Consider the following 21,660-nt stretch of genomic DNA (forward strand, 5'->3'; position numbering starts at 1 on the left):
GCCATCTCCGGCGGGGGCGACCGCCTCAGCGCGGGTCGAGCCCGTGGGCGAGGAGCCAGGGGAGCGGGTCGATGGCGTCCCCGCCGGCGGGGTGCACTTCGAAGTGCAGGTGCGGGCCGGTGGAGTTGCCCGTGTCGCCGGAGTAGGCGATCACGTCGCCGACGTTCACCTTGCCGCTGCGGACCTTGTAGCGGCTGAGGTGGCAGTACCAGGTGACCGTTCCGTCGGGGGCGGTGAGCTTCACCATGTAGCCGTAGAACGGGTTCCACTCCGTCGTCACTGTGCCGGCGGTGACGGCGTGTACGGGGGTGCCCACGCTGACCGGGAAGTCGATGCCGGTGTGCAGGCGGCTCCAGTGGGTGCCGGCCTGGCCGAACAGCGCGCTGAGGCCGGTGTGGAAGGCGATCGGCAGGGTGTAGCGGGGCGCTTCGGCGGCCTTCTTCTTCGCGGCGGCCTGGCGCAGCTGCAGCGCGGTGCGCTGCTGGTCCCGGCTGGCCCGCTCCGCCGCGGCCTGCGCGGCTGAGGCCGCCAGGGCGGAGGCTTTCGCCGAGGCCGCGCTGTTGGCCTGGGTGGCGGCCGATGCGGAGGCGGCCGAGGCCGTGGAGGAGCCGGCCGGGGCCATGACCGCGGCAGCGGTCCCGGCCATGCCGAGGAAGGCGACCGAGGGCACGCCCACCTTCAGCAGCGTGCTCCGCTTGCGCGGCGCGGAGCGGCGCCGCGCGGCACGCGGTCCGAGGTCCGGCTGGTCGGCGTCCGGCTGGTCGGCGCTCTGCTCGGCCTCGTCCTGCTCGTCGGCGTCCGCGTCGAAAGCGTCGGCCGGGTCGGCCGGGTCGTGCGCGTCGGACGGGTCGGCCGTCGTGTGGTCGAGAAGCAGGACGGACGGGTCGAGGAGGGAGGTCGACTCGGCGCCGTCGCCGAATCCGGCGGCGTCCTCCGGCGCGTAGGACGGTACGGCCTCCGCCCAGACGGCCCCCGGGCCGGACGCCGGCATCGCCGCGAACTGCTGGTCGTAGCAAGCGACTTGGGAGTAGCCGTCGTACTGCGGCCCGCCCTGGTACTGCTCCGGCACCGGGTACGCGTAGACGGACGCGTCGTAGCCGTAGGCGTAGGCGGAGTCGTACCCCTGAGCCGCGGCGTAGGGGTCCTGCTCGGGGGCGAAGCCGACGGGGACGTACGTGTACTGCTGCGTCACCGGGTCGTACTGGTAGGCGTACCCGGGATCCGGCTGGGCCAGGGTCTCGTAGCCGTACCAACTGGTGTCAGTGGTCACGGGAGTCCCTATCCACCTCGACAGCAGGAAATTGCGGTGACTGTATCCCCGCCCCAGGACCGGATACAAGCGAACGACCGAACTGTCAGGCTAGGTACTACTTGTCCGATCAGTCATGCTGACGAGGTGTCAGGCCACCTCCGCCGCAGGGCCCGCGGCGGCCTCCGGCGTGGGGGTGAGCGCCTCGCGGATGCGGGCCAGAACGGCGCCGTGCATCGGCAGGGAGAGGTGCCCGACCCCGGGCACCAGCACGTTCTCCGCCAGCAGATCCGGATGGTCCAAGCGTGCGCTGTGCTGCGGAAGGATGACCGGGTCGAGGTCGCTCCAGATCGACAGGAAGCGCGTCGCGCAGCCGGGCGCGGGCCGCTGGAGTTCCTCGAGCACCGCGCTGCCCGGGAGCAGCTGTCGAACGATCGGCAGCGGCTGGAGCAGGTGTGCGGCCAGCGTCCCGCGGTGCGGGGTGGCCACCGTGACCACGGTGTGCACATGCGCGTCGCCGCCGAGCCGCTGCACGTAGTAGCGGGCGACCAGGCCGCCGAGGCTGTGTCCGACCAGGGCCACCCGGGCCCCGCCGTACACCCTGCGGGTGTGCTCCACATGCCGGCCGAGCAGGGCGGCGGCCTCGGGCAGGCTGAGGGCGAGCGAGTTGTAGTTGAGGCTGTGCACGTGGTCCCAGCCGTGCACCCGCAGGTGGTGCCGGAGCAGCGTGAAGACCGCGCGGTTGTCGAACAGCCCGTGCAGCAGGATCACCGGGTGGTGCCTGGCCGCCTCCTCGTGCAGGCAGTGCGGCCGGCGCAGCGGCCAGTCGCCGCCGTGGAGCCCGACGGGGTACATCAGCACGTGCCCGGCGAGTGCGGCGGACTCCAGGCCCGCGCAGCGGGCGAGGGCGAGGCCGCTGCTGCAGAGAGGGATGCTCACGGGAGACCTCCCCAGGGCTCCGCGGCGCTGTCGGCACGGAGCTGACGTTCGCTCAGATGTGATTCTCCCCTCGCCTGCCCCCGTGAAACGGATTTCCGGCTCCGCTGGCGCTAGTCTCCAGCTCAGCGCACGGTGGGAACGCCGGTTAACTACAGGGTCGTAGCAGTGGAGTGCAGGAGGCAGTGATGGGTGTGTCCGGGCCGATCCGGGTGGTCGTCGCGAAGCCGGGCCTCGACGGCCACGACCGGGGCGCGAAGGTCATCGCGCGCGCCCTGCGCGACGCGGGCATGGAGGTCATCTACACCGGCCTGCACCAGACGCCCGAGCAGATCGTCGACACCGCGATCCAGGAGGACGCGGACGGCATCGGCCTGTCGATCCTCTCGGGCGCGCACATGACGCTGTGCGCGCGGGTGGTGGAGCTGCTGAAGGAGCGCGACGCGGCGGACATCGTGGTCTTCGGCGGCGGCATCATCCCTGACGCCGACATCCCGCTGCTGAAGGATCTCGGCGTCGCCGAGATCTTCACCCCCGGCACGCCGACGACGGACGTCGTGGCCTGGGTCGAGGGCCACGTCCGCCAGGCGGCGTAGCCGCACCCCTTCCCGCCCCTGTACCCGCCGACCCGGTGGGGCGCGCGTGTCCCCCGTGCCGGCAACCCGGCACGGCCCCGGTCAGGCGGCGCAGCCGCCCAGCCCAGCGAGGCGCAGCCGCCGGGCGGCGTAGCCGCCGGGGGCGCGGGGAACTGCGCGACCAGCCCCCACTGAGGGGGGTTCGACGCTGAGTGCGGGCCGGACCTCCCTGGGTGGTGGGTTCCTCGCGCAGTTCCCCGCGCCCCGGGCGGCTTGCGCCGCCCGACGGGGTTGCCCCATGCACCCCTGGCGGCTGCGTCGCCCAGGGGGCGATAGGCCGCTCGACACGGCCACACCTGCCCCGGGCGGCTTGCGCCGCCCGGCTGCGGGGCGTCAGGCCGCTCGGGCTGCCATCCACCCCTGGCATTGGCGGCTGCGCCGACCAACGGCTGAGCCGTGCGCCGGGCGTTATGCCGGGCGGTCGGGCTGAGCGCGCCCCTGGCGGCTTGCGGCACCCTGCGGCGGGGCGTGGCCGCTGTGGACTGCCATCCGCGCCTGGCGCTGGCGGCTGCGCCGGCTGACGGCTGAGCCGTGGGGCCGGGCGTTATGCCGGGCGGTGGGGGGAGTGTGCCCTGGGGCCCGCTGTGCCCGGCGGGAGGCCGGGTCGCTCGGGTGTGCCATCCGCGCCTGGCGCGGGCAGCTGCGCGGCCTGACGGCTGAGCCGCATGCCGGCCGGGGGTGCCAGCGCGAGCCTGGGCGGCTGCGCCGCCTCACGGCGCGGGTGCTTGGCCGGGCAGTACCCTCTCAACGGTCACAGGGGGCCGGGCTCAGTTCGGAGAGCATCGTCGCGCGGAGGCGCAGCGTGCCGGCGAGGTTGGCGAAGATCTCCGCCCAGGCCGCGGAGCCGGCTTCACCCAGCTCGTCGATCAGTGGGGCCGTTTCCGGCGCGAGCGAGCGTTCCGCGAGGCCCAGGACGCCGCTGTGGCTCCACGGATAGCCGCCCCGCCGGGCCGCGCGGGCCAGCGCGGAGACGACTGCCTGGCTCAGTTCGCGCGGCCACGGCGCCGTGCACGGCACCAGCAGCTGGAACGCGTCCGCGAGCCCGTGCTCCGTCAGGAACCGCGCGGTCCAGGCGGCCCGCTGTTCCGGGGGCAGCACCGTCAGCAGCTTCGCGGCCGTTCCCACGGCCGGTTCCGTCGGGCCGTTGAGCAGCGCGTGCGCCCAGGCCGCGTCCGCCTGGCGGACCGCGGCCCGGGCCCAGGCGTCGTGGAGCTCGGCGCGCCACTCCCCGGCGACCGGGACCGCGACCATCCGCTCCGCCGAGCCGAGTTGCTCCGTCCACACCGACAGCGGCGCCGCTGCGACGATCTCGCCCAGCCAGTAGGCGCGGTCCCCACGCCCCGTCGGTGACGTGGGCGCTATGCCGTCCCGGCGCATCGCCGTGTCGCACTCACGGGGCGGCTCCACCTCCAGCAGCGGGGCGCCCACCGTGCCGGTCAGCCGGACGCAGGCGCTCGCCCGGTCCGCCATGCGCAGCGACAGCGCGGAGCCGGGCAGGGCGGAGAGCAGCTCCGCGGCGGTCGTGCGGACGTTCTTGGCCCGGTCCGACAGGGCCTCCTCCAGGAAGGGCTCGTCGGCCAAGGAGAGGCCGTCCTGCAGCGCGTCCAGGAACAGCAGCCGGTCTTCCGCGCGCTCGCTCCGCCACGTGCTGCGCAGGAGCTCCAGACCTGCCCCGGGGTCCCGGCGGCGGAGCCGGGTCAGCTGGGTCACCCGCTCGGCGAACAGGCCCTCCTGCCACAGCGTCAGGTCCGGCTCCACCCCGGCGTCCGCGTCGCTCACCGCCGTGCGCAGCACGTAGCGCCAGTCGGGGTTGGCCTCCGCCAGGCGGCGGCCGAGCGGGCCGGCCAGTGCCACGACGTCGGCACGCAGTTCGCTGCGAGCGCGGCCCGCGTCCAGCAGGGCGGGCACCGATTCGCGCGGCGCGCGGTATCCGTGGCCACGGGCGGCGGCCAGCCACTGGGGGAGCAGCTCACCCATGCTGACCAGCGTGGGATCGCCGCCCCGCCGCTCGGCCAGCAGGGCGGTCAGGCGCCGCCGGGCCGCCTCCGGCAGCTCCGGGCGGGCATCTGCGGCCGACGTGGCGGGCAGCGGCAGGGGCGGCCCCGGACGGCGTCCGGCGCGGCGGCGCACGGTCGCCTCGGCCGCCGCGGCCAGCGGCCGGGCGGCGGCCTCCCCGGTGCGGTCGGTGCCGACGAGCGCGGTCGAGAGCAGGGACTGCCAGGTCACGATGCCTCCGGGATCAGAGCGCGACGGCGCGGGGGTAGGCGGACTGGGGATGCCAGGCGGTGACGGCGGTGAAGCCGTCCGGCCCGAACTCCCCGAACAGCGTCAGCGGCTCTCCGGCGGAGACCGCGGCGGGCAGCCAGGGCGAGCCGAGCAAGGGGACCGATCCGGTGGCGTCGGTGACGTGCCAACGGCCGGACGCCGCAACGGGGGTGACGCCCTGGAGGACCACCGGCCAGGAGTCCAGCCAGGGGTCGTCCGCCAGCGCCTCGGCCCAGGCAGCGTGCGCTTCGTCCACGGAGGCGCCCGGCGGGGGCGCGGGCGGCGTGCTGGGAGCGCCGTAGCGCTCGCCGAGTACGGCCCGGAGCGGCCGGGCGGCGGGGTGGTAGGCGAGATCGGCCTCCAGGTGCAGGCCGGTGGGCAGTGCGAGATCCGGCGCGACCCCCGGCCGGCCGAACGAGAGCAGCAGGGCGATCCGCCCGGTGGCGCTGCCGTGCAGCCAGATCCGACGGGTCGTCAGCCGGTCGTCCGCGGAGTCGCGGGAGCCGAGCACCAGCCAGTGGTCGCGGACCCGAACCCCTTGGAGCACCTCGGCGCTGTCGGTGGTGAAACCGACCCTGGACCGGACCGTCGCGGCCAGCCCTTCGGGCAGCTCCGCCACGCGCTCGTAGCCTGCGGCGAGCAGGTCGAGCAGGGCGTAGGACTCCAGCAGGCGGCCCGGCCAGCCCTCCCCGCTCGCCGATATCGCGCCCAACTCCCGCACCCGCGAGGCGAGTCCGGGAGCCTGGGCGTCGACCATGCGGGCCGCGACGGCGTCCCAGGGCCGGTACCCCTGCGCGGGCGCGTCGGCCAGCCCGGCGCGGAGCCCGTCCGCGAGCCGGCTGCGCAGCTCGGCCGCGCCGGCGGCAACCCGGGCCTCGCGAGCGGCGCGGCGTCCGGGGTCGGCGGACTTGGCGGCCTTCGCCTCACCGCGCTGCCGTCGCCCCTCCAGCCAGCCGGCCGCCCACTCGGGCGGCTCGGCGGCCGGCGCGCCCTCGGCGGACCACCGCAGCAGCAGGGCGAGGGCGTGCTTGCAGGGGAACTTGCGGGACGGGCAACTGCAGTGGAAGGCCGGCCCGGTGAGGTCCACCACGGTNAGGGCGAGGGCGTGCTTGCAGGGGAACTTGCGGGACGGGCAACTGCAGTGGAAGGCCGGCCCGGTGAGGTCCACCACGGTGCGGTAGGGCTTGCTCCCGCTGCCCTTGCAGGCACCCCACAGGGCGCCTTCGGCGCAACCCACCTCGGCCCACGGCGCGGGACCGACGAGCTTGCCCGCGGCCTTCGCTGACGTGGCGTCAGGGGAGAGGGAGAGAACGTGATCGGTAGTCCAGCGATCGTTCATGCCTTTGAAGGTAGGCCGCCCCACTGACAGTTGCGGGTGGGCGGCCGGACCCTGGGTGGATCCGCCCGCGTCCGGTACAGGACCCCCCGGGGGTGGGCCGAGAGCGCACCTGCGGCGGAGCCGCACATGTCGCTGACCTCCCGCCCCTTGGCGCTTGGCCCGGCCGTGGGGCCCCGGTCATCCTCGACGCGCTTCGCGCGGCCATGGACCAGCGGCACCTTGGCGCTTCACGCGCCTGGGGCCCCGCCGCCTCCGGTGTTTTCGCGTGCGGTGGGCCCCGTACCCCTGCGGGTGCTTTGTGCGGCCGTGGTCGTTCGGCGTGATGGGAGCGGCCCCAAGGCTCTCGCGCGGCCCGCGCGGCAGTGGCCCCGCCGCCTCCGGTGTTTTCGCGTGCGGTGGGCCCCGTACCCCTGCGGGTGCTTTGGTCGGCCCTGGTCTGTTCGGCGTGATGGGAGCGGCCCCAACGCTCTCGCGCGGCCCGCGCGGGGGTGGCCCCGCCGCGCCGCCAGGGCGCTTCGCGCCGCGGGCCGGCCCGTGCCGGGCCGGCGCTTCGCGCCCTGGGAGCGGCGGTGGGACCAGCGGGCGGCGATGGGGGCCGGGTTCTGTCAGTGGTCGGGTGCAGAGTGGTTCCTGCCGACAGCGAATCGCTGGTTCGGGCCACTCTCCGCATCCCTGAGCTGCCGTCAGACACGGCGACACCTGCCTGAGGAGAACCATGTCCGCAAGCATCAGCACGCCCCTCCGTCCGCACGCCGAGGACGCCTACGCCGACGAGCTGGCCGCCCTCGCCGCTGCCGACGAGCGGCCGCGGCCGGCGCGGTGGCGGCTGTCGCCGCACGCCGTGGCCACGTACCTGCTGGGCGGCACGCTGCCGGACGGCACGGTGATCAGTCCGAAGTACGTCGGCCCCCGCCGCGTCGTCGAGGTCGCGATCACGACCCTGGCGACCGACCGGGCGCTGCTGCTGCTCGGCGTGCCCGGCACCGCCAAGACGTGGGTCTCCGAGCACCTCGCGGCAGCGATCAGCGGGGACTCGACGCTGCTGGTCCAGGGCACCGCCGGCACCGCGGAGGAGGCCGTCCGCTACGGATGGAACTACGCCCGGCTGCTCGCCGAGGGGCCCAGCCGCGAGGCGCTCGTGCCCAGTCCGGTGCTGCGGGCCATGGCGGACGGGAAGACCGCCCGCGTCGAGGAGTTGACCCGCATCCCGGCCGACGTGCAGGACAGTCTGATCACCATTCTGTCCGAGAAGACGCTGCCCATACCGGAGTTGGGCGAGGAGGTCCAGGCGGTCCGCGGCTTCAACCTCATCGCCACCGCCAACGACCGCGACCGCGGCGTCAACGACCTCTCCTCGGCACTGCGCCGCCGCTTCAACACGGTCGTCCTGCCGCTGCCCGCGTCCCTGGACGACGAGGTGGCCATCGTCGCGCGCCGGGTCGAGGAGTTGGGCCGCTCGCTCGAGCTGCCGCAACTGCCCAGCGGGGTGGCTGAGATCAGGCGCGTCGTCACCGTCTTCCGCGAGCTGCGCGACGGCGTCACGGACGACGGACGGACGAAGGTGAAGTCGCCGTCCGGCACCCTCTCCACCGCCGAGGCCATCTCCGTCGTCACCAACGGGCTGGCGCTCGCCGCGCACTTCGGGGACGGTGTGCTGCGCCCTGCGGACGTCGCGGCCGGGATCACCGGTGCGGTGGTGCGCGATCCGGCGACGGACCGTCAGATCTGGCGCGAGTACCTGGAGTCCGTCGTCCGCGAGCGGGACGACTGGAAGGACTTCTACCGCAGCTGCCGCGAGCACGTGTGAGCCCTGCCGTCCGCCGACCACCGACCGCCGACCGAGAAGAGAGGAGCAAGGGCCTTGAGCCAGACCTTCCCTGAGGCGCCGCCCGTCGCCCTGCTCGGAGTGCGCCACCACGGGCCAGGCTCCGCGCGGGCCGTCGCCGCCGCGCTCGCCGCCTACCGGCCCGACTGCGTGCTGATCGAGGGGCCGCCCGAGGCCGACGCGCTGCTGCCGCTCGCCGCCGAGCCGGACATGGCCCCGCCCGTCGCCCTGCTGGCGCACGTCGTGGACGAGCCGGCGCGGGCCGCGTTCTGGCCCTTCGCCGCCTTCTCGCCGGAGTGGGTCGCGATCCGCTGGGCCCTGGACGCCGGCGTGCCGGTCCGCTTCATCGACCTTCCGGCCGCGCACAGCCTGGTGCTGCCGCCCGAGGGGTCGGCCGCCGACCGCACCGACCCGATCGCCGAACTCGCCCGCGCCGCCGGGGACGAGGACTCCGAGCGCTGGTGGGAGGACGCGGTCGAGCACCGGCTCGGCGCTCAGGGGAACGTCCTGGCCCCCTTCGCGGCACTCGCCGAGGCGATGGCGACGCTCCGCGAGGGCCGGGCCGACGAACCGTCGGACGTCCGCCGCGAGGCGTTCATGCGCAAGCAACTGCGCGCGGCCCGGCGGGCCGGGCACCAGCGGATCGCCGTCGTCTGCGGTGCGTGGCACGTCCCCGCGCTGGCCGCGAAGGTCCCGGTGGCGCAGGACGCGGAACGGCTCAAGGGTCTGCCCAAGGCGAAGGTGGAGCTCACCTGGGTGCCGTGGACACACGGGCGGCTCTCGGCCGCCTCCGGCTACGGCGCCGGCATCGCCTCACCCGGCTGGTACCAGCACCTCTTCGAGTCGGGCCCGGACGTGCTGCCCCGCTGGCTCGCCCGCGTGGCCGAACTCCTGCGCAGCGAGGACGTGTCGGTCTCCTCGGCCCACGTGATCGAGTCGGTCCGGCTGGCCGAGGCGCTCGCCGCGATGCGGGGCCGCCCGCTGGCCGGCCTCGTCGAGACGCTGGACGCGGTCCGCGCGGTGATGTGCGAGGGCTCCGACGTCCCGCTGGGCCTGGTGCTCGACCGGCTGGTGGTGGGGGACGTGCTCGGCCAGGTGCCCGAAGCGGCGCCGGCGGTCCCGCTGCAGCGGGACCTGACGCGGGCTCAGCGCGCCCTGCGGCTGCGGCCGGAGGCCGCGGAGCGAGCACTCGACCTGGACCTGCGGAAGGAGACCGACGCGGAACGCAGCCGGCTGCTGCACCGGCTGCTGCTGCTCGGCATCGACTGGGGGCAGCCGGCCCGTCCGGAGCGTGGCAGCACCGGGACCTTCCGGGAGAGTTGGAAGCTGTGCTGGTACCCGGAGTTGGCGGTGCGGACGGCCGAGGCCGGCGGCTGGGGGACGACGGTGCTCGCCGCGGCGACGGCGCGAGCCGCGTCCCGTGCGGCCGAGGCCGCGGATCTGCCGGAGCTCACCGCGCTTGCCGAGGCCTGCCTGCTGGCGGACCTGCCCGAGGCGCTGCCCGTGGTCATCACGGCGCTGGGAGACCGCGCGGCGCTGGACTCCGACGCCGCCCACCTGGCCCAGGCGCTCCCGGCCTTGGTCCGGGCCCTGCGCTACGGCGACGTCCGCGGCACCGACGCGTCCTCGCTGCGCGGGCTCGCCGAGTCACTGGCGGTCCGCCTCTGTGTCTCCCTCCCGGTGGCCTCCGGCAACCTGGACGCCGACGCGTCCCGCACCATGGCCGCCCACCTCACCGCCGTCCACGCCGCCATCGCTCTGCTGGCCCCCACCCGCTCTGATCCCCCGGCTCCCGATCCAGCCCCGTCCGCGGCCGCGGCTTCGCCGCACGCCGGCGTGGAAGGCGGGGACGCGGCTGCACCAGCGCCGGGCGGGGCTTGGCCGAACATGACCGGGGACGAGGGGACGGGGCTTGGGGCGCCGGAGGCGCCGGAGGCATCAACGGATCGTCCGGCCGGTGGCCGACTCGTCGCCTCCGCCACAGCCTCCACCGTCGCCACGCAGTGGCGGGCCGCGCTGCGCGGGCTGGTGGGGCGGGAGTTGGCGGCGCCGCTGGTGCGGGGGCGTGCGGCGCGGCTGCTGCTCGACGACGGGCTGCTCGAACCGGAGGAGGCGCAGCGGGAGTTGGGGCTCGCCTTGTCGACGGCGGTGCCGCCCGCCGAGGCAGCGGCGTGGATCGAGGGCTTCCTCGCCGGGAGCGGCATGCTCCTGCTGCACGACCGCAAGCTGCTCTCCCTTCTGGACGACTGGCTCGTCGGCATCCCGGCCGGGGCCTTCCCCGAGCTGCTGCCGCTCCTCCGGCGCACCTTCGCCCAGCTGGAGCCAGGCGTCCGGCGCAACGTCGGCCACCTGGTGCGGGCCGGCGGCGAGGGTCACCCGCCCTCCGCCCAGGACGAGTTCGACATCGACGAGACCCGTGCCGCGCCGGCCGTCGCCACCGTGCGACTGCTTCTCGGTCCCGGCACCCCCACAGCCGTGAGCAACGGCTACGGCTACGGCAACCGCAGCGGCGACGGAAGGATCGGGGCATGAGCGCGGACACCGAGGAGCGGCTGCGCCGCTGGCGGCTGGTGCTGGGCGGCGAGCAGGACGGCACCGGTGTCCAGCTCACCGGCGCGGACGCGGGCATGGACCGGGCGCTGGGCAGCCTCTACGGCGAGCGCAGCGCCGGCCTCGGCGGCTCCGCCCCCAAGGTCGCGCGCTGGCTCGGGGACATCCGGGGCTACTTCCCGTCCAGCGTCGTGCAGGTGATGCAGCGCGACGCGGTGGACCGGCTCGGGCTGACCCGGCTGCTGATGGAGCCCGAGCTGCTCGAGGCCGTCGAACCGGACGTGCATCTGGTCGGCACGCTGCTCTCGCTCGGGCGGGCGCTGCCGGAGACGACCCGGGAGACCGCCCGCGCCGTCGTCCGCAAGGTCGTCGCGGAGCTGGAGCGGCGCATCGCCACCCGGACCCGCTCCGTCGTCGGCGGCGCGCTGGACCGCAGCGCACGCACCCACCGCCCCCGGCACCGGGACATCGACTGGGACCGCACCATCCGCGCCAATCTGCAGAACTACCTCCCCGAACAGCACACCGTGGTCCCCGAGCGCCTGGTCGGCTATGCCCGCGCCGGACGCAGCGTCAAGAAGGAGGTCATCCTCTGCATCGACCAGTCCGGGTCCATGGCGGCGTCCGTCGTGCACTCCTCGGTCTTCGGGGCCGTGCTGGCCTCCATGCCGTCCCTGACGACCCGTCTGGTCGCCTTCGACACCGAGGTGGTGGACCTCACCGACGCTCTGGACGACCCGGTGGACGTGCTCTTCGGCGTCCAGCTGGGCGGCGGCACCGACATCAACCGGGCGCTCGCCTACTGCCAGTCGAGGATCACCCGTCCCGCCGACACCGTCGTCGTGCTGATCAGCGACCTGTACGAAGGCGGCATCCGGGACGAGATGCTCAGGCGGGTGGCCGCGATGAAGGCGGCGGGCGTGCAGTTCATCGCCCTGCTCGCGCTGTCCGACGAGGGGGCCCCGGCGTACGACCGCGAGCACGCCGCGGCGCTCGCCGCACTCGGCGCTCCGGCCTTCGCCTGCACTCCGGACCTGTTCCCGGAGCTGATGGCGGCGGCGATTCAGAAGCTGCCGCTGCCGATACCGGAGGGGACCGCGGCCACGGCCTGACGGTCCGTCAGCGGCAGGGCGGCCCAGACCGTCTTGCCGCCCCGGCCCATCCGGGGCACGGTCCCCCAGGCGGCGGCGAAGGTGTCGATCAGGAACATCCCCCGGCCGTGCTCGTCGTCCTCTCCGGCCTGGCCGACCTGGGGCAGGTCGCGCCGGTCCTCGTCGTCCACCTCGACGAAGAGCATCCCCCGGGCGCTCCACATCCGGACGTTCAGCCGGGAGCTGCTGGTGTGCGTGACGGCGTTGCCGACCAGCTCCGACATGCACAGCTCGGCGTCGCCCTCGGCCTCCGAGGGGAGCTTCCACATGGCCGCGGTGATCCGGACGAAGCGGCGGGCCCGGCTCACCGAGGCGGGCACGCCGGGAAAGGTCGCGGCGGCCTGCCGGTCCATGGGCCATGCCGTGCGGGCGTGGCTCAGGTCCCGGTCGCTGCGGAGCCCACTGCCGACTCTGTACATCATTACCTACTGTGACGAGTCCGTTACGTATCTCACACTCTCCGACCATGGGCGGCTCCGCAACCGAAAACGCCGGAAACTGCCCCTTCGGGCGTGTCTCCGGCCGGGCGGGTCGCCGACCCGTTCGGACTCCCGGCACTGGCCCTACCGGGGGGTTGTGACCGTAATCACCGGGTGATCGGGGCCTGCGGGTGAAACACGCCGCCGCCGACAGGGATAACCTGCGGGATGGACATACCGCGTGCCACGCCGCCGTGTGATCCCCGTAGCGAAGGTGCCCGCCGGGCCGGACTTCCGAGTCGGCCGGGCGTACCTCCTCCGTCCACGACGACCACCAGCGGTGCGCTGCGCCGCAGGCGTAGTGCGGCACGCGGGGTAGAGAAGCAGACGCGATCACAAGGACGGACGCGCGTGGACCTGTTCGAATACCAGGCGAGGGATCTCTTCGCCAAGCACGGTGTACCGGTGCTGGACGGCGAAGTCATCGACACGCCGGAGGCCGCGCGTGCGGCGACCGAGCGCATGGGCGGCAAGTCCGTCGTCAAGGCGCAGGTCAAGGTCGGTGGCCGTGGCAAGGCGGGCGGCGTCAAGCTGGCCGCCACCCCGGACGAGGCCGTCGCCCGTGCGACGGACATCCTGGGCATGGACATCAAGGGCCACACGGTCCACAAGGTGATGATCGCGGAGACCGCTCCGGAGATCGTGGAGGAGTACTACGTCTCCTTCCTGCTGGACCGGGCCAACCGCACCTTCCTCTCCATCGCGTCCGTCGAGGGCGGCATGGAGATCGAGGAGGTCGCGGCCACGCGTCCCGAGGCCGTCGCCAAGACCCCGATCGACGCCAACGAGGGCGTGACGGCCGAGAAGGCCGCCGAGATCGTCGCCGCCGCCAAGTTCCCGGCCGAGGTCGCCGACAAGGTGGCCGACGTCCTGGTGAAGCTGTGGGAGGTCTTCGTCAAGGAGGACGCCCTCCTGGTCGAGGTCAACCCGCTGGCCAAGGTCGCCTCCGGTGATGTGCTGGCCCTGGACGGCAAGGTCTCCCTGGACGAGAACGCGGAGTTCCGCCACCCCGAGTTCGAGGAGCTGCACGACAAGGCCGCCGCGAACCCGCTGGAGGCCGCGGCCAAGGCCAAGGGCCTCAACTACGTCAAGCTCGACGGCGAGGTCGGCATCATCGGCAACGGCGCGGGTCTCGTCATGAGCACCCTGGACGTCGTCGCCTACGCCGGCGAGAACCACGGTGGCGTCAAGCCCGCCAACTTCCTCGACATCGGCGGCGGCGCCTCCGCCGAGGTGATGGCGAACGGCCTGGAGATCATCCTGGGCGACCCGGACGTGCGCTCCGTCTTCGTCAACGTCTTCGGTGGCATCACCGCCTGCGACGCCGTGGCCAACGGCATCGTGCAGGCCCTGGAGCTGCTCAAGTCCAAGGGCGAGGAGGTCACCAAGCCTCTGGTCGTCCGCCTGGACGGCAACAACGCGGAGCTGGGTCGTCAGATCCTGACCGACGCGAACCACCCGCTGGTCCAGCAGGTGGACACCATGGACGGAGCGGCCGACAAGGCCGCCGAGCTCGCGGCTGCGAAGTAAGGGCTGGGGACACCGAAATGGCTATCTTCCTCACCAAGGACTCCAAGGTCATCGTCCAGGGCATGACCGGCTCCGAGGGCATGAAGCACACCCGCCGCATGCTGGCCTCGGGCACGAACATCGTCGGCGGCGTGAACCCGCGCAAGGCCGGCACCACGGTCGACGTGGACGGCACCGAGGTCCCCGTCTTCGGCACCGTCAAGGAGGCCATCGAGGCCACCGGCGCCGACGTCTCCGTCATCTTCGTCCCGCCGGCGTTCACCAAGAGCGCGGTCGTCGAGGCCATCGATGCCGAGATCCCGCTGGCCGTCGTGATCACCGAGGGCGTGCCGGTGCACGACACCGCCGCGTTCTGGGCCCACGCGGGCGCCAAGGGCAACAAGACCCGGATCATCGGCCCGAACTGCCCCGGCCTGATCAGCCCCGGACAGTCCAACGCGGGCATCATCCCGGCGGACATCACCAAGGCCGGCCGCATCGGCCTGGTGTCCAAGTCGGGCACGCTGACCTACCAGATGATGTACGAGCTGTCCGACATCGGCTTCTCCTCGGCCGTCGGCATCGGTGGCGACCCGGTCATCGGCACCACGCACATCGACGCCCTGCAGGCCTTCCAGGACGACCCCGACACCGACCTGATCGTCATGATCGGCGAGATCGGCGGCGACGCGGAGGAGCGCGCGGCGGCGTACATCAAGGAGCACATCACCAAGCCGGTCGTCGGCTACGTGGCGGGCTTCACCGCGCCCGAGGGCAAGACCATGGGCCACGCCGGCGCCATCGTCTCCGGCTCCTCCGGCACGGCGCAGGCGAAGAAGGAGGCCCTGGAGGCCGCGGGCGTCAAGGTCGGCAAGACCCCGTCCGAGACCGCCCGGCTCGCCCGTGAGCTGATCGGCTGATTCGTCGGCACACCGAGTCGCTGAGCTGCTGACGGCCTGTCAGCGGCAGCGCCCTCCGGGCCGCACCAGCCCTCCACGGAGGTCCGTCCCCACGCGGGGGCGGACCTCTCGTGCTTTTGCGGTCGACCGGCCAGTGGCGCGGGCCGGACCGGTCAGTGGTGGCCGCAGGGGATCGCGAAGAGGCCGCAGAAGGACCAGGCCGGCGCTGCGCGGTCAGCCGCGCGGCTCGGCACCCGCAGCGGAGTCGCCGGGAACGCCGCCCGCTGCCACAGGCCCGGGTCCGCGACCTCGGCGGGCGCCTCCGCCGCCGCTCCGCGCGCGGGCGTTCCGCCGCCCACCCGGGCCGCGGTCACGGCCGCCGGGGATGTTGAGGTCGGGGCCGACGTGGGCGAGGCCGGCGTGGCCCGTACCGGGGCCTCGCGAGCGAAGGAGCCACCGTCCGCGGTCGCGCCGGCGATCGCGCCCACCGTGCCGAGGACGAGCACGGCCGCCGCCACCGTGAGTCCGCCGTCGTGCAGCCTCGCCCGCATCCGCGTCCGGGCGGGACGCACGTTCCGCGGCTCCGCGCCGCAGCTGCGGATCGCCGCAGCCCGGGCCTGGGCGCCCAGCCTGCGCCCGAAGCCCGCGCTTGACGGGTCGTCACCGACCAGCGCGGGCACGCTCCGCGCGAGCTGCCTCCGGGCCCGGGCCACCCGGCCGTACGCCGCGGGCGTGCTGGACTCGACCTCGGTCGCGGTCTGTTTCCAGTCCAGGCCGACGACGTCGTGGAGCACCAGCGCGTGCCGCTGCGGCCGGGGGAGCCGCAACAGGGCGCGGACCAGGGCCCGGTCCCGCAGGCCGAGGTGGCCCGGCGTGTCGTCGGGGACGCGGAGTTGACGGTGCGGCAGGCGCAGCAGGTGCTGCATGCGCGGCCCACCGCGATGCCAGGGGGAGAGCGCCAGCTCCATCGCCCGCGCCCGTACCCATCCCTCGGGCGAGGAGTCCGCGCCCACCACCGCCCAGTTGTTCCACGCCAGTTGGAAGGCACGCCGGACGCAGTGCGCGGCGCGGTGCCGGTGGCCGGTGAGCAGGTAGGTCTGCCAGGTCAGCCGGGCGGTGGCGTCGAGTTCGAGGGCGTCGAAGGCCTCACGGGCGCTTGTCTGCATATACGAATTGTTCGGGCAAAGAGTGACAACTGCCATGTTTGTAGGCGGAACGGGTGTGGCGCGGGCGCATGGTGAGGCATGGCCGAAACCCAGTCCACCGCTCCGGTCCGAGCGCTGCGCGCACCCGCGCAGCTGACCGCCGTCGCCGCCGGGGCGGGCGCGGCCGGGGCCGGGATCACCCTGCTGGCGCTGCCGCTCTTCCTGCTCTGGCTGGTGACGCCGTACGCGGGCGGCGGCCTCGGCGATGTGCTGCATCTGGCCGCCTGCCTGTGGCTGCTGGCCCACGGCGGACCGCTCGGCCGCGCCGGCGCGCCGTTGGGAGTGGCCCCGCTGCTGGTCACCGCGGCGGTACTGACCCTGCTCTGGCGCACCGCGCGTCGGGCCGGGCAGGACGCCGGTCGTCCGGCTTCCGCGGCGTGCGCCATCGCGTCCGGCTACCTCGCGGTCGGCGCGGCGGCCGCGCTGGCCGCCGACGGCGGTGGGATCCGGGCCCGTCCGTTCGCCGACCTGGTCTGGATGCTGCTCGTCATCCCGCCGACGGTGATCCTCGGTGTCCGCGCCGGGAGTGGGGCGGAGTGGCGGCCGCTGACCGATGCCGCCCGTGTGGTCCGGGGCTGGGGACAGTACCTGGGCATCTGGGCGGTGGGTGTGGAGCAGGAGGAGCAGGGGGAGCAGGCCGGGATCGAGGGCAGGCCCAGCCGGTGGGCCTTCGGTTTCCGTGCCCAGTGGGCGCGCTGGCCCCGGGCCGAGGGTGCCCGCGCGGGTCTCGCCGCCGCGCTGGCCCTGCTGGGCGCGGGCGGCCTGGTCCTGCTCGCCGGGCTCGTGCTCAGCGGCGGCACGGCCGGGTCGGAGGCCGCGCAACTGGCCCCCGACGTGCCCGGACAGCTGGCGCTGCTGCTGACCTGCCTGGCCCTGGTTCCCAACGCGGCCGTGTGGGGCGCGTCCTACGCCCTGGGCCCGGGCTTCTCCCTCGGGGTGGGGGCCCACGCGTACGCGTGGTCTGCGGCTCAACTGCCTCCGCTGGCGCTGCCGTTGCTGGTGGCCGCCCCCGCGCCCGGCCGCTCGGCGGCGGGCTGCGCGGCGCTGGCCCTGGCACTGGCGCCCGGCCTGACGGCGGGCTGGTTCCTGCGCGGGACGGACGGGTTCGTGCGCACGCTGCAGGCGGCTCTCGCGTCCGCCCTGGTGGCCGGAGCCTGCACCGCCGCCGCCACCCTCCTGGCCGGCGGCGTCCTCGGCACTGACGCCCTGTCACATGTCGGCCCGGACCCGCTCCTCAGCGGCGCCGCCGCAGCGGGATGGACCTTCGCGGCCGCCGTCCCCACGGCCACCCTCTCGCACTGGGTCCAGACCCGACGGGGGCGGCGCGGCCGGAGCCTGCCGCTCAGCCCGACGCGTTGAGCTTGACGAGCCAGTGGGGCGGGCGGGGAGTGACGGAGGTGGCGCAGGCGTTGTACGCCGCCTTGGTCGGGGCGTGCGTCTGGCAGTCGTAGAAGGACTTGTAGTACAGCTGCAGGCCGAAGACGACCGCCACCAGCACCAGTCCCAGCACGCCCGCGATGAGGCCCCCCGTCGCGGCGGGGGCCTGGGGCTTGTACTCGGTCGGCGGCACCGGGTAGAAGTGCCCCGGCACCGGACCCTGCGGGGCCGCCACGGGCGGGACCGGCGCACCGCCGGTGAGCGCGGAGGCGGGCGTCTTCGCCTTTCCCCGAAGGGAACTGACGCCCCAGTAGACGCCGAGCGCAGCGAGCAGGAGCGTCACGTAGGGGACGCCCAGGATGAAGAAGAAGATGCTCCACATGCCCGCGAGCAGCGCGTACCGTGCCCGCCGCTGCACCGGGTCGCTGGGGTCGAAGCGGGGCTGCTGCGGCGGAGGGTAGGGGAAGCGGGGCTGCTGGCCCTGGTAGCCGGGGCTCCACGGGTGTGGCGGCGGCACGTGCGCGTGCCCGCGCTCCGGCGGGGTCGGCGTGGGGGCCTGCGGCGGGCGCGGAGCGCCGTCCTGCGGGGAGCCGGTGCCGGGCTGCTCGGGCCGTTCGCCGCTGCCGCCGTCCTCGGGGGAGCCGGCGGACCCGCGCGGACGCCACGGCTGGTCCGGTGCGCCTGCGGGCGGGGGAGCGAAGGGGTCCCGCCGCTGACCGGGGGTGTCGCCACTGTGGGCCATGGTGTCCGGATACTCCGCTGCTTCTCGGGTTCTCGTGCTTCTCGACCGTTCGGTGCCTGTTCCGCAGGGTCCTGACCGGGGACCTGCCAGGGACACCCTCTCATTCTCCGCCCCGGCCGGGGCCCCGTCGGGTCCGGTCCGGAGGACCGGGCGCTTGCCGGTGCCGGTATCGTTGCTGACGGACGGGCGGCCGCAGAGGTTCCCGTCCGAGCTTCGCGGACGCGGATGCCGGTCACAGGATGACACCCCGCGCCTGCCACCCCGACGGAGGACCTCGCAGTGGCCCTGATCAGTCCCGCCGCCGCTCCCGCGCGGCTGGTCGTCCTGGTGTCCGGTTCCGGCACCAACCTCCAGGCGCTCCTCGACGCGGCCGCCGACCCCGCCTACGGGGCGCGGATCGTCGCCGTGGGCGCGGACCGCGACGGCATCGCCGGCCTGGAGCGGGCCGAGAAGGCGGGCGTCCCCACCTTCGTGCACCGGGTCAAGGACTACGCGCTGCGCCAGGACTGGGACGCCGCGCTGACCGGCGCGACCGCCGCGTTCGAGCCGGACCTGATCGTCTCCGCCGGCTTCATGAAGATCCTGGGCGCCTCCTTCATGGAGCGCTTCGCCCACCGCATCGTCAACACCCACCCGGCCCTGCTGCCGTCCTTCCCGGGCGCGCACGGGGTCCGTGACGCGCTCGCGTACGGGGTCAAGGTGACCGGCTGCACCGTCCACCTGGTGGACGAGGGCGTCGACACCGGGCCGATCATCGCGCAGGGCGTCGTGGAGGTCGCCGACTCGGACCACGAGGACGGCGGCGACGCGCTCCACGAGCGCATCAAGACCGTCGAGCGGAAACTGCTCGTCGAGGCCGTGGGACGGATGGCCCGCGAGGGCTACCGCGTCGAAGGGCGAAGGGTCCTGATCCCCGGTCAGTAGCACCACCTCACATCAACCGCGGCGGCGGGGTGGTCATCCTGCCGGCGCATTGCGATAGGAATTCGGTAATGAGCAGCGGCAGCAACCAGCCCACGCCCACCTCCGAGAACGTACGACCCATCCGTCGGGCGCTCGTCAGCGTCTACGACAAGACCGGCCTCGAGGAGCTGGCCAAGGGCCTGCACGAGGCCGGCGTCGAGCTGGTGTCCACCGGCTCCACCGCGGCGAAGATCGCCGGCGCGGGCGTGCCGGTCACTCCGGTCGAGGAACTGACCGGCTTCCCCGAGTGCCTCGACGGCCGCGTCAAGACCCTGCACCCCCGCGTGCACGCGGGCATCCTGGCGGACCTGCGCCTGGAGTCCCACCGCGCGCAGCTGGAGGAGCTGGGCGTCGCGCCCTTCGACCTGGTCGTGGTGAACCTGTACCCGTTCCAGGCCACCGTCGCCTCCGGTGCGAGCCCCGACGAGTGCGTCGAGCAGATCGACATCGGCGGCCCGAGCATGGTCCGCGCCGCCGCCAAGAACCACCCCTCGGTGGCCGTGGTGACCAGCCCGGCCCGCTACGCCGACGTGCTGCAGGCGGTCGCCCAGGGCGGCTTCGACCTGGCCACCCGCAAGCGCCTGGCCGGCGAGGCCTTCGCGCACACCGCCGCCTACGACGTGGCCGTCGCCTCCTGGTTCTCCAGCCAGTACGCCCCGGCCGACGAGGAGCGCTTCCCCGCCTTCCTCGGCGCCACCTGGCAGCGCGAGAACGTGCTGCGCTACGGCGAGAACCCGCACCAGGCCGCCGCGCTCTACGTGGACGGCAGCGGCACCGGGCTGGCCTCCGCCGAGCAGCTGCACGGCAAGGAGATGTCCTACAACAACTACGCCGACACCGACGCCGCGATCCGCGCCGCCTACGACCACGACGAGCCCTGCGTCGCGATCATCAAGCACGCGAACCCCTGCGGCATCGCCGTCGGCAAGGACGTCGCAGAGGCCCACCGCAAGGCGCACGACTGCGACCCGGTCTCCGCGTTCGGCGGGGTCATCGCCGTCAACCGCCCGGTCACCGTGGCGCTGGCCGAGCAGATCGCCCCGATCTTCACCGAGGTCGTGTTCGCCCCCTCCTACGAGGAGGGCGCGGTCGAGATCCTGTCGCAGAAGAAGAACATCCGGCTGCTCCAGGGCACCCCGGTGCTGTCCCGGGTGGAGACCCGCCCGGTCACCGGCGGTCTGCTGCTGCAGCAGGCGGACCGGATCGACGCCGAGGGCGACGACCCGAAGAACTGGCAGCTCGTCAGCGGCGAGGCGCTGGGCGAGGCGGAGCTGGCCGAGCTGGCCTTCGCCTGGCGGGCCTGCCGGGCCGTCAAGTCCAACGCGATCCTGCTGGCCAAGGACGGCGCCTCGGTCGGCGTCGGCATGGGCCAGGTCAACCGGGTCGACTCGGCCCGGCTGGCGGTGCAGCGCGCGGGGGAGCGGGCCTTCGGCGCCTACGCGGCCTCGGACGCGTTCTTCCCCTTCCCGGACGGGCTGGAGGTGCTGACCGAGGCGGGCGTCAAGGCCGTGGTCCAGCCCGGCGGTTCGGTCCGCGACGACCTGGTGGTCGAGGCCGCGAAGGCGGCCGGGGTCACCATGTACCTGAGCGGGACCCGGCACTTCTTCCACTGAGCCGCTGACGCGGTGACGAACTGAGGCCCGCCTCCCCCGAGTTGGGGAGGCGGGCCTCGACTGTTCTGGGTCAGGCCTTACTTGACCTTGATGACCACGGTGTTCGCGGCCTTGTCGTGCCAGCCGCGCAGCTTGCCGCTGTTGTCGAAGAAGGGCGAGATGTAGATCAGGATCGAGCCCAGGCCGCAGGTGAAGATGCCCAGACCGACCGGGAAGCCCCAGCGGACCAGGGAGCCGCCGAAGTTCGGCTTCACGCCGGTGCGCTCGTCCACCACCATCAGGCCCAGGATCATCTTGCCCGGCGTGGCGCCCTTGAGGGCCACCCAGACGGTGTCCCAGGCCAGGAACAGCGCGGCCATCACGATGTCCAGCAGGAAGATGACGCCGAAGGCGAGGCCGCCCCCGTTGCTGCTGTCACTGCTGCTGAACACGGCGGCGAGGCCGATGAAGTAGACGACCAGGTAGATCACGAAGACGAACAGGCCGTCCAGCAGACGCGCGCCGAAACGAGCGCCGTAGGAGGCCACCGGGAACGTGCCGGTGGGCAGCGCGACGAAGCCGGTGTCGGCCGCGGCCACGCCCTGCTGCTGGTAGCCGTAGGCGGCCTGCTGGGCGTAGGGGTCGTAACCGGGCTGCGGCGGGACGGCGCCCTGCTGGGGGTAGCCGTAGGCCGCCTGGTCGTACTGCGGCTGGCCCTGCGGCGGCACGCCGCCCTGCTGCGGGTAGCCGTACTGCGGCTGACCCTGCTGCGGGTAGCCGTAGCCGGGCTGGCCCTGCGGGGGCTGGGGCTGGGCGTAGGGGTTGTTCGGGTCGGGCGGGTAGGACACTCAAGCCTCCGGGCAGGAAGGGTTTCTGACTGAACGTTGGTTTCTGAAGCGCAGTGGGATATCGCCTTGTTGCCTCTGAACAGCCACCCCCCGTGC

The 21,660-nt window shown here is 74.0% G+C and carries 17 protein-coding genes; 9 read left to right on the top strand and 8 right to left on the bottom strand.

Annotated features, from left to right (window positions below; genetic code table 11):
• Positions 1 to 25 precede the first annotated feature (25 nt).
• Entirely contained in the window at positions 26 to 1,270 is a 1,245-nt protein-coding gene (locus ACFP3V_RS06830) for a M23 family metallopeptidase (protein WP_380580828.1), read from the bottom strand.
• Between the two features lie 129 nt (positions 1,271 to 1,399).
• Positions 1,400 to 2,188: an esterase/lipase family protein gene (locus ACFP3V_RS06835; protein WP_380580830.1), complete on the bottom strand. Its 789-nt coding sequence runs from the start codon at positions 2,186 to 2,188 to the stop codon at positions 1,400 to 1,402.
• 185 nt (positions 2,189 to 2,373) lie between these two features.
• Between ACFP3V_RS06835 and ACFP3V_RS06840 the strand changes: the two genes are divergently transcribed.
• Positions 2,374 to 2,781 (top strand): cobalamin B12-binding domain-containing protein, encoded by a 408-nt coding sequence (locus ACFP3V_RS06840; protein WP_380580832.1) that lies wholly within the window; start codon positions 2,374 to 2,376, stop codon positions 2,779 to 2,781.
• A 783-nt stretch (positions 2,782 to 3,564) separates the two neighbouring features.
• Here ACFP3V_RS06840 and ACFP3V_RS06845 read toward each other — a convergent pair.
• Together ACFP3V_RS06845 and ACFP3V_RS06850 are read right to left on the bottom strand one after the other, a co-directional pair.
• Complete coding sequence (locus tag ACFP3V_RS06845) at positions 3,565 to 5,046, bottom strand: DUF5691 domain-containing protein (RefSeq protein WP_380580834.1); 1,482 nt, start codon at positions 5,044 to 5,046, stop codon at positions 3,565 to 3,567.
• Between the two features lie 13 nt (positions 5,047 to 5,059).
• Positions 5,060 to 6,424: an SWIM zinc finger family protein gene (locus ACFP3V_RS06850; protein WP_380580836.1), complete on the bottom strand. Its 1,365-nt coding sequence runs from the start codon at positions 6,422 to 6,424 to the stop codon at positions 5,060 to 5,062.
• A 715-nt stretch (positions 6,425 to 7,139) separates the two neighbouring features.
• Between ACFP3V_RS06850 and ACFP3V_RS06855 the strand changes: the two genes are divergently transcribed.
• The 3 genes from ACFP3V_RS06855 to ACFP3V_RS06865 are packed head-to-tail and all read left to right on the top strand — an operon-like array spanning position 7,140 to position 11,911.
• Entirely contained in the window at positions 7,140 to 8,231 is a 1,092-nt protein-coding gene (locus ACFP3V_RS06855; protein WP_380580838.1) for an ATP-binding protein, read from the top strand.
• Between the two features lie 54 nt (positions 8,232 to 8,285).
• On the top strand, positions 8,286 to 10,781 hold the full coding sequence (locus ACFP3V_RS06860; RefSeq protein WP_380580840.1) for a DUF5682 family protein: 2,496 nt from the start codon (positions 8,286 to 8,288) through the stop codon (positions 10,779 to 10,781).
• A complete protein-coding gene (locus tag ACFP3V_RS06865; protein ID WP_380580842.1) occupies positions 10,778 to 11,911 on the top strand; it encodes a VWA domain-containing protein in 1,134 nt (377 codons plus the stop codon). Before ACFP3V_RS06860 ends, ACFP3V_RS06865 begins: the two co-directional genes overlap by 4 nt.
• On the opposite strand, the gene ACFP3V_RS06870 is transcribed toward ACFP3V_RS06865, so the two are convergent.
• Complete coding sequence (locus ACFP3V_RS06870) at positions 11,863 to 12,372, bottom strand: ATP-binding protein (RefSeq protein WP_380580844.1); 510 nt, start codon at positions 12,370 to 12,372, stop codon at positions 11,863 to 11,865. The two genes, ACFP3V_RS06865 and ACFP3V_RS06870, sit on opposite strands and share 49 nt — an antisense overlap.
• 408 nt (positions 12,373 to 12,780) lie before the next feature.
• Here ACFP3V_RS06870 and sucC point away from each other — a divergent pair, with 408 nt between their 5' ends.
• Together sucC and sucD are read left to right on the top strand one after the other, a co-directional pair.
• Entirely contained in the window at positions 12,781 to 13,959 is a 1,179-nt protein-coding gene (gene sucC / locus ACFP3V_RS06875) for an ADP-forming succinate--CoA ligase subunit beta (protein WP_380580846.1), read from the top strand.
• A 17-nt stretch (positions 13,960 to 13,976) separates the two neighbouring features.
• Complete coding sequence (gene sucD / locus ACFP3V_RS06880; RefSeq protein WP_380580849.1) at positions 13,977 to 14,858, top strand: succinate--CoA ligase subunit alpha; 882 nt, start codon at positions 13,977 to 13,979, stop codon at positions 14,856 to 14,858.
• Positions 14,859 to 15,010: 152 nt separating this feature from the next.
• On the opposite strand, the gene ACFP3V_RS06885 is transcribed toward sucD, so the two are convergent.
• Entirely contained in the window at positions 15,011 to 16,003 is a 993-nt protein-coding gene (locus tag ACFP3V_RS06885; protein ID WP_380580851.1) for a sigma factor-like helix-turn-helix DNA-binding protein, read from the bottom strand.
• A 78-nt stretch (positions 16,004 to 16,081) separates the two neighbouring features.
• Here ACFP3V_RS06885 and ACFP3V_RS06890 point away from each other — a divergent pair, with 78 nt between their 5' ends.
• Complete coding sequence (locus ACFP3V_RS06890) at positions 16,082 to 17,401, top strand: cell division protein PerM (protein WP_380580853.1); 1,320 nt, start codon at positions 16,082 to 16,084, stop codon at positions 17,399 to 17,401.
• Here the strand turns inward: ACFP3V_RS06890 and ACFP3V_RS06895 are convergent.
• A complete protein-coding gene (locus ACFP3V_RS06895; protein WP_380580855.1) occupies positions 17,385 to 18,161 on the bottom strand; it encodes a hypothetical protein in 777 nt (258 codons plus the stop codon). The two genes, ACFP3V_RS06890 and ACFP3V_RS06895, sit on opposite strands and share 17 nt — an antisense overlap.
• 279 nt (positions 18,162 to 18,440) lie before the next feature.
• On the opposite strand from ACFP3V_RS06895, the gene purN reads away from it, so the two are divergent.
• Together purN and purH are read left to right on the top strand one after the other, a co-directional pair.
• A complete protein-coding gene (gene purN / locus ACFP3V_RS06900) occupies positions 18,441 to 19,085 on the top strand; it encodes a phosphoribosylglycinamide formyltransferase (RefSeq protein WP_380580857.1) in 645 nt (214 codons plus the stop codon).
• Between the two features lie 68 nt (positions 19,086 to 19,153).
• The gene (gene purH, locus ACFP3V_RS06905; RefSeq protein WP_380580859.1) at positions 19,154 to 20,737 is read left to right on the top strand and encodes a bifunctional phosphoribosylaminoimidazolecarboxamide formyltransferase/IMP cyclohydrolase; all 1,584 of its coding nucleotides are present in this window, start codon (positions 19,154 to 19,156) and stop codon (positions 20,735 to 20,737) included.
• A gap of 77 nt (positions 20,738 to 20,814) precedes the next feature.
• On the opposite strand, the gene ACFP3V_RS06910 is transcribed toward purH, so the two are convergent.
• Positions 20,815 to 21,564 carry an RDD family protein gene (locus tag ACFP3V_RS06910; protein ID WP_380580861.1) on the bottom strand — a complete coding sequence of 250 codons (750 nt, stop codon included), beginning with the start codon at positions 21,562 to 21,564 and terminating at the stop codon, positions 20,815 to 20,817.
• Positions 21,565 to 21,660 lie beyond the last annotated feature (96 nt).

The sequence above is a fragment of the Streptacidiphilus monticola genome, assembly GCF_042658505.1.
Lineage (GTDB): Bacteria > Actinomycetota > Actinomycetes > Streptomycetales > Streptomycetaceae > Streptacidiphilus > Streptacidiphilus monticola.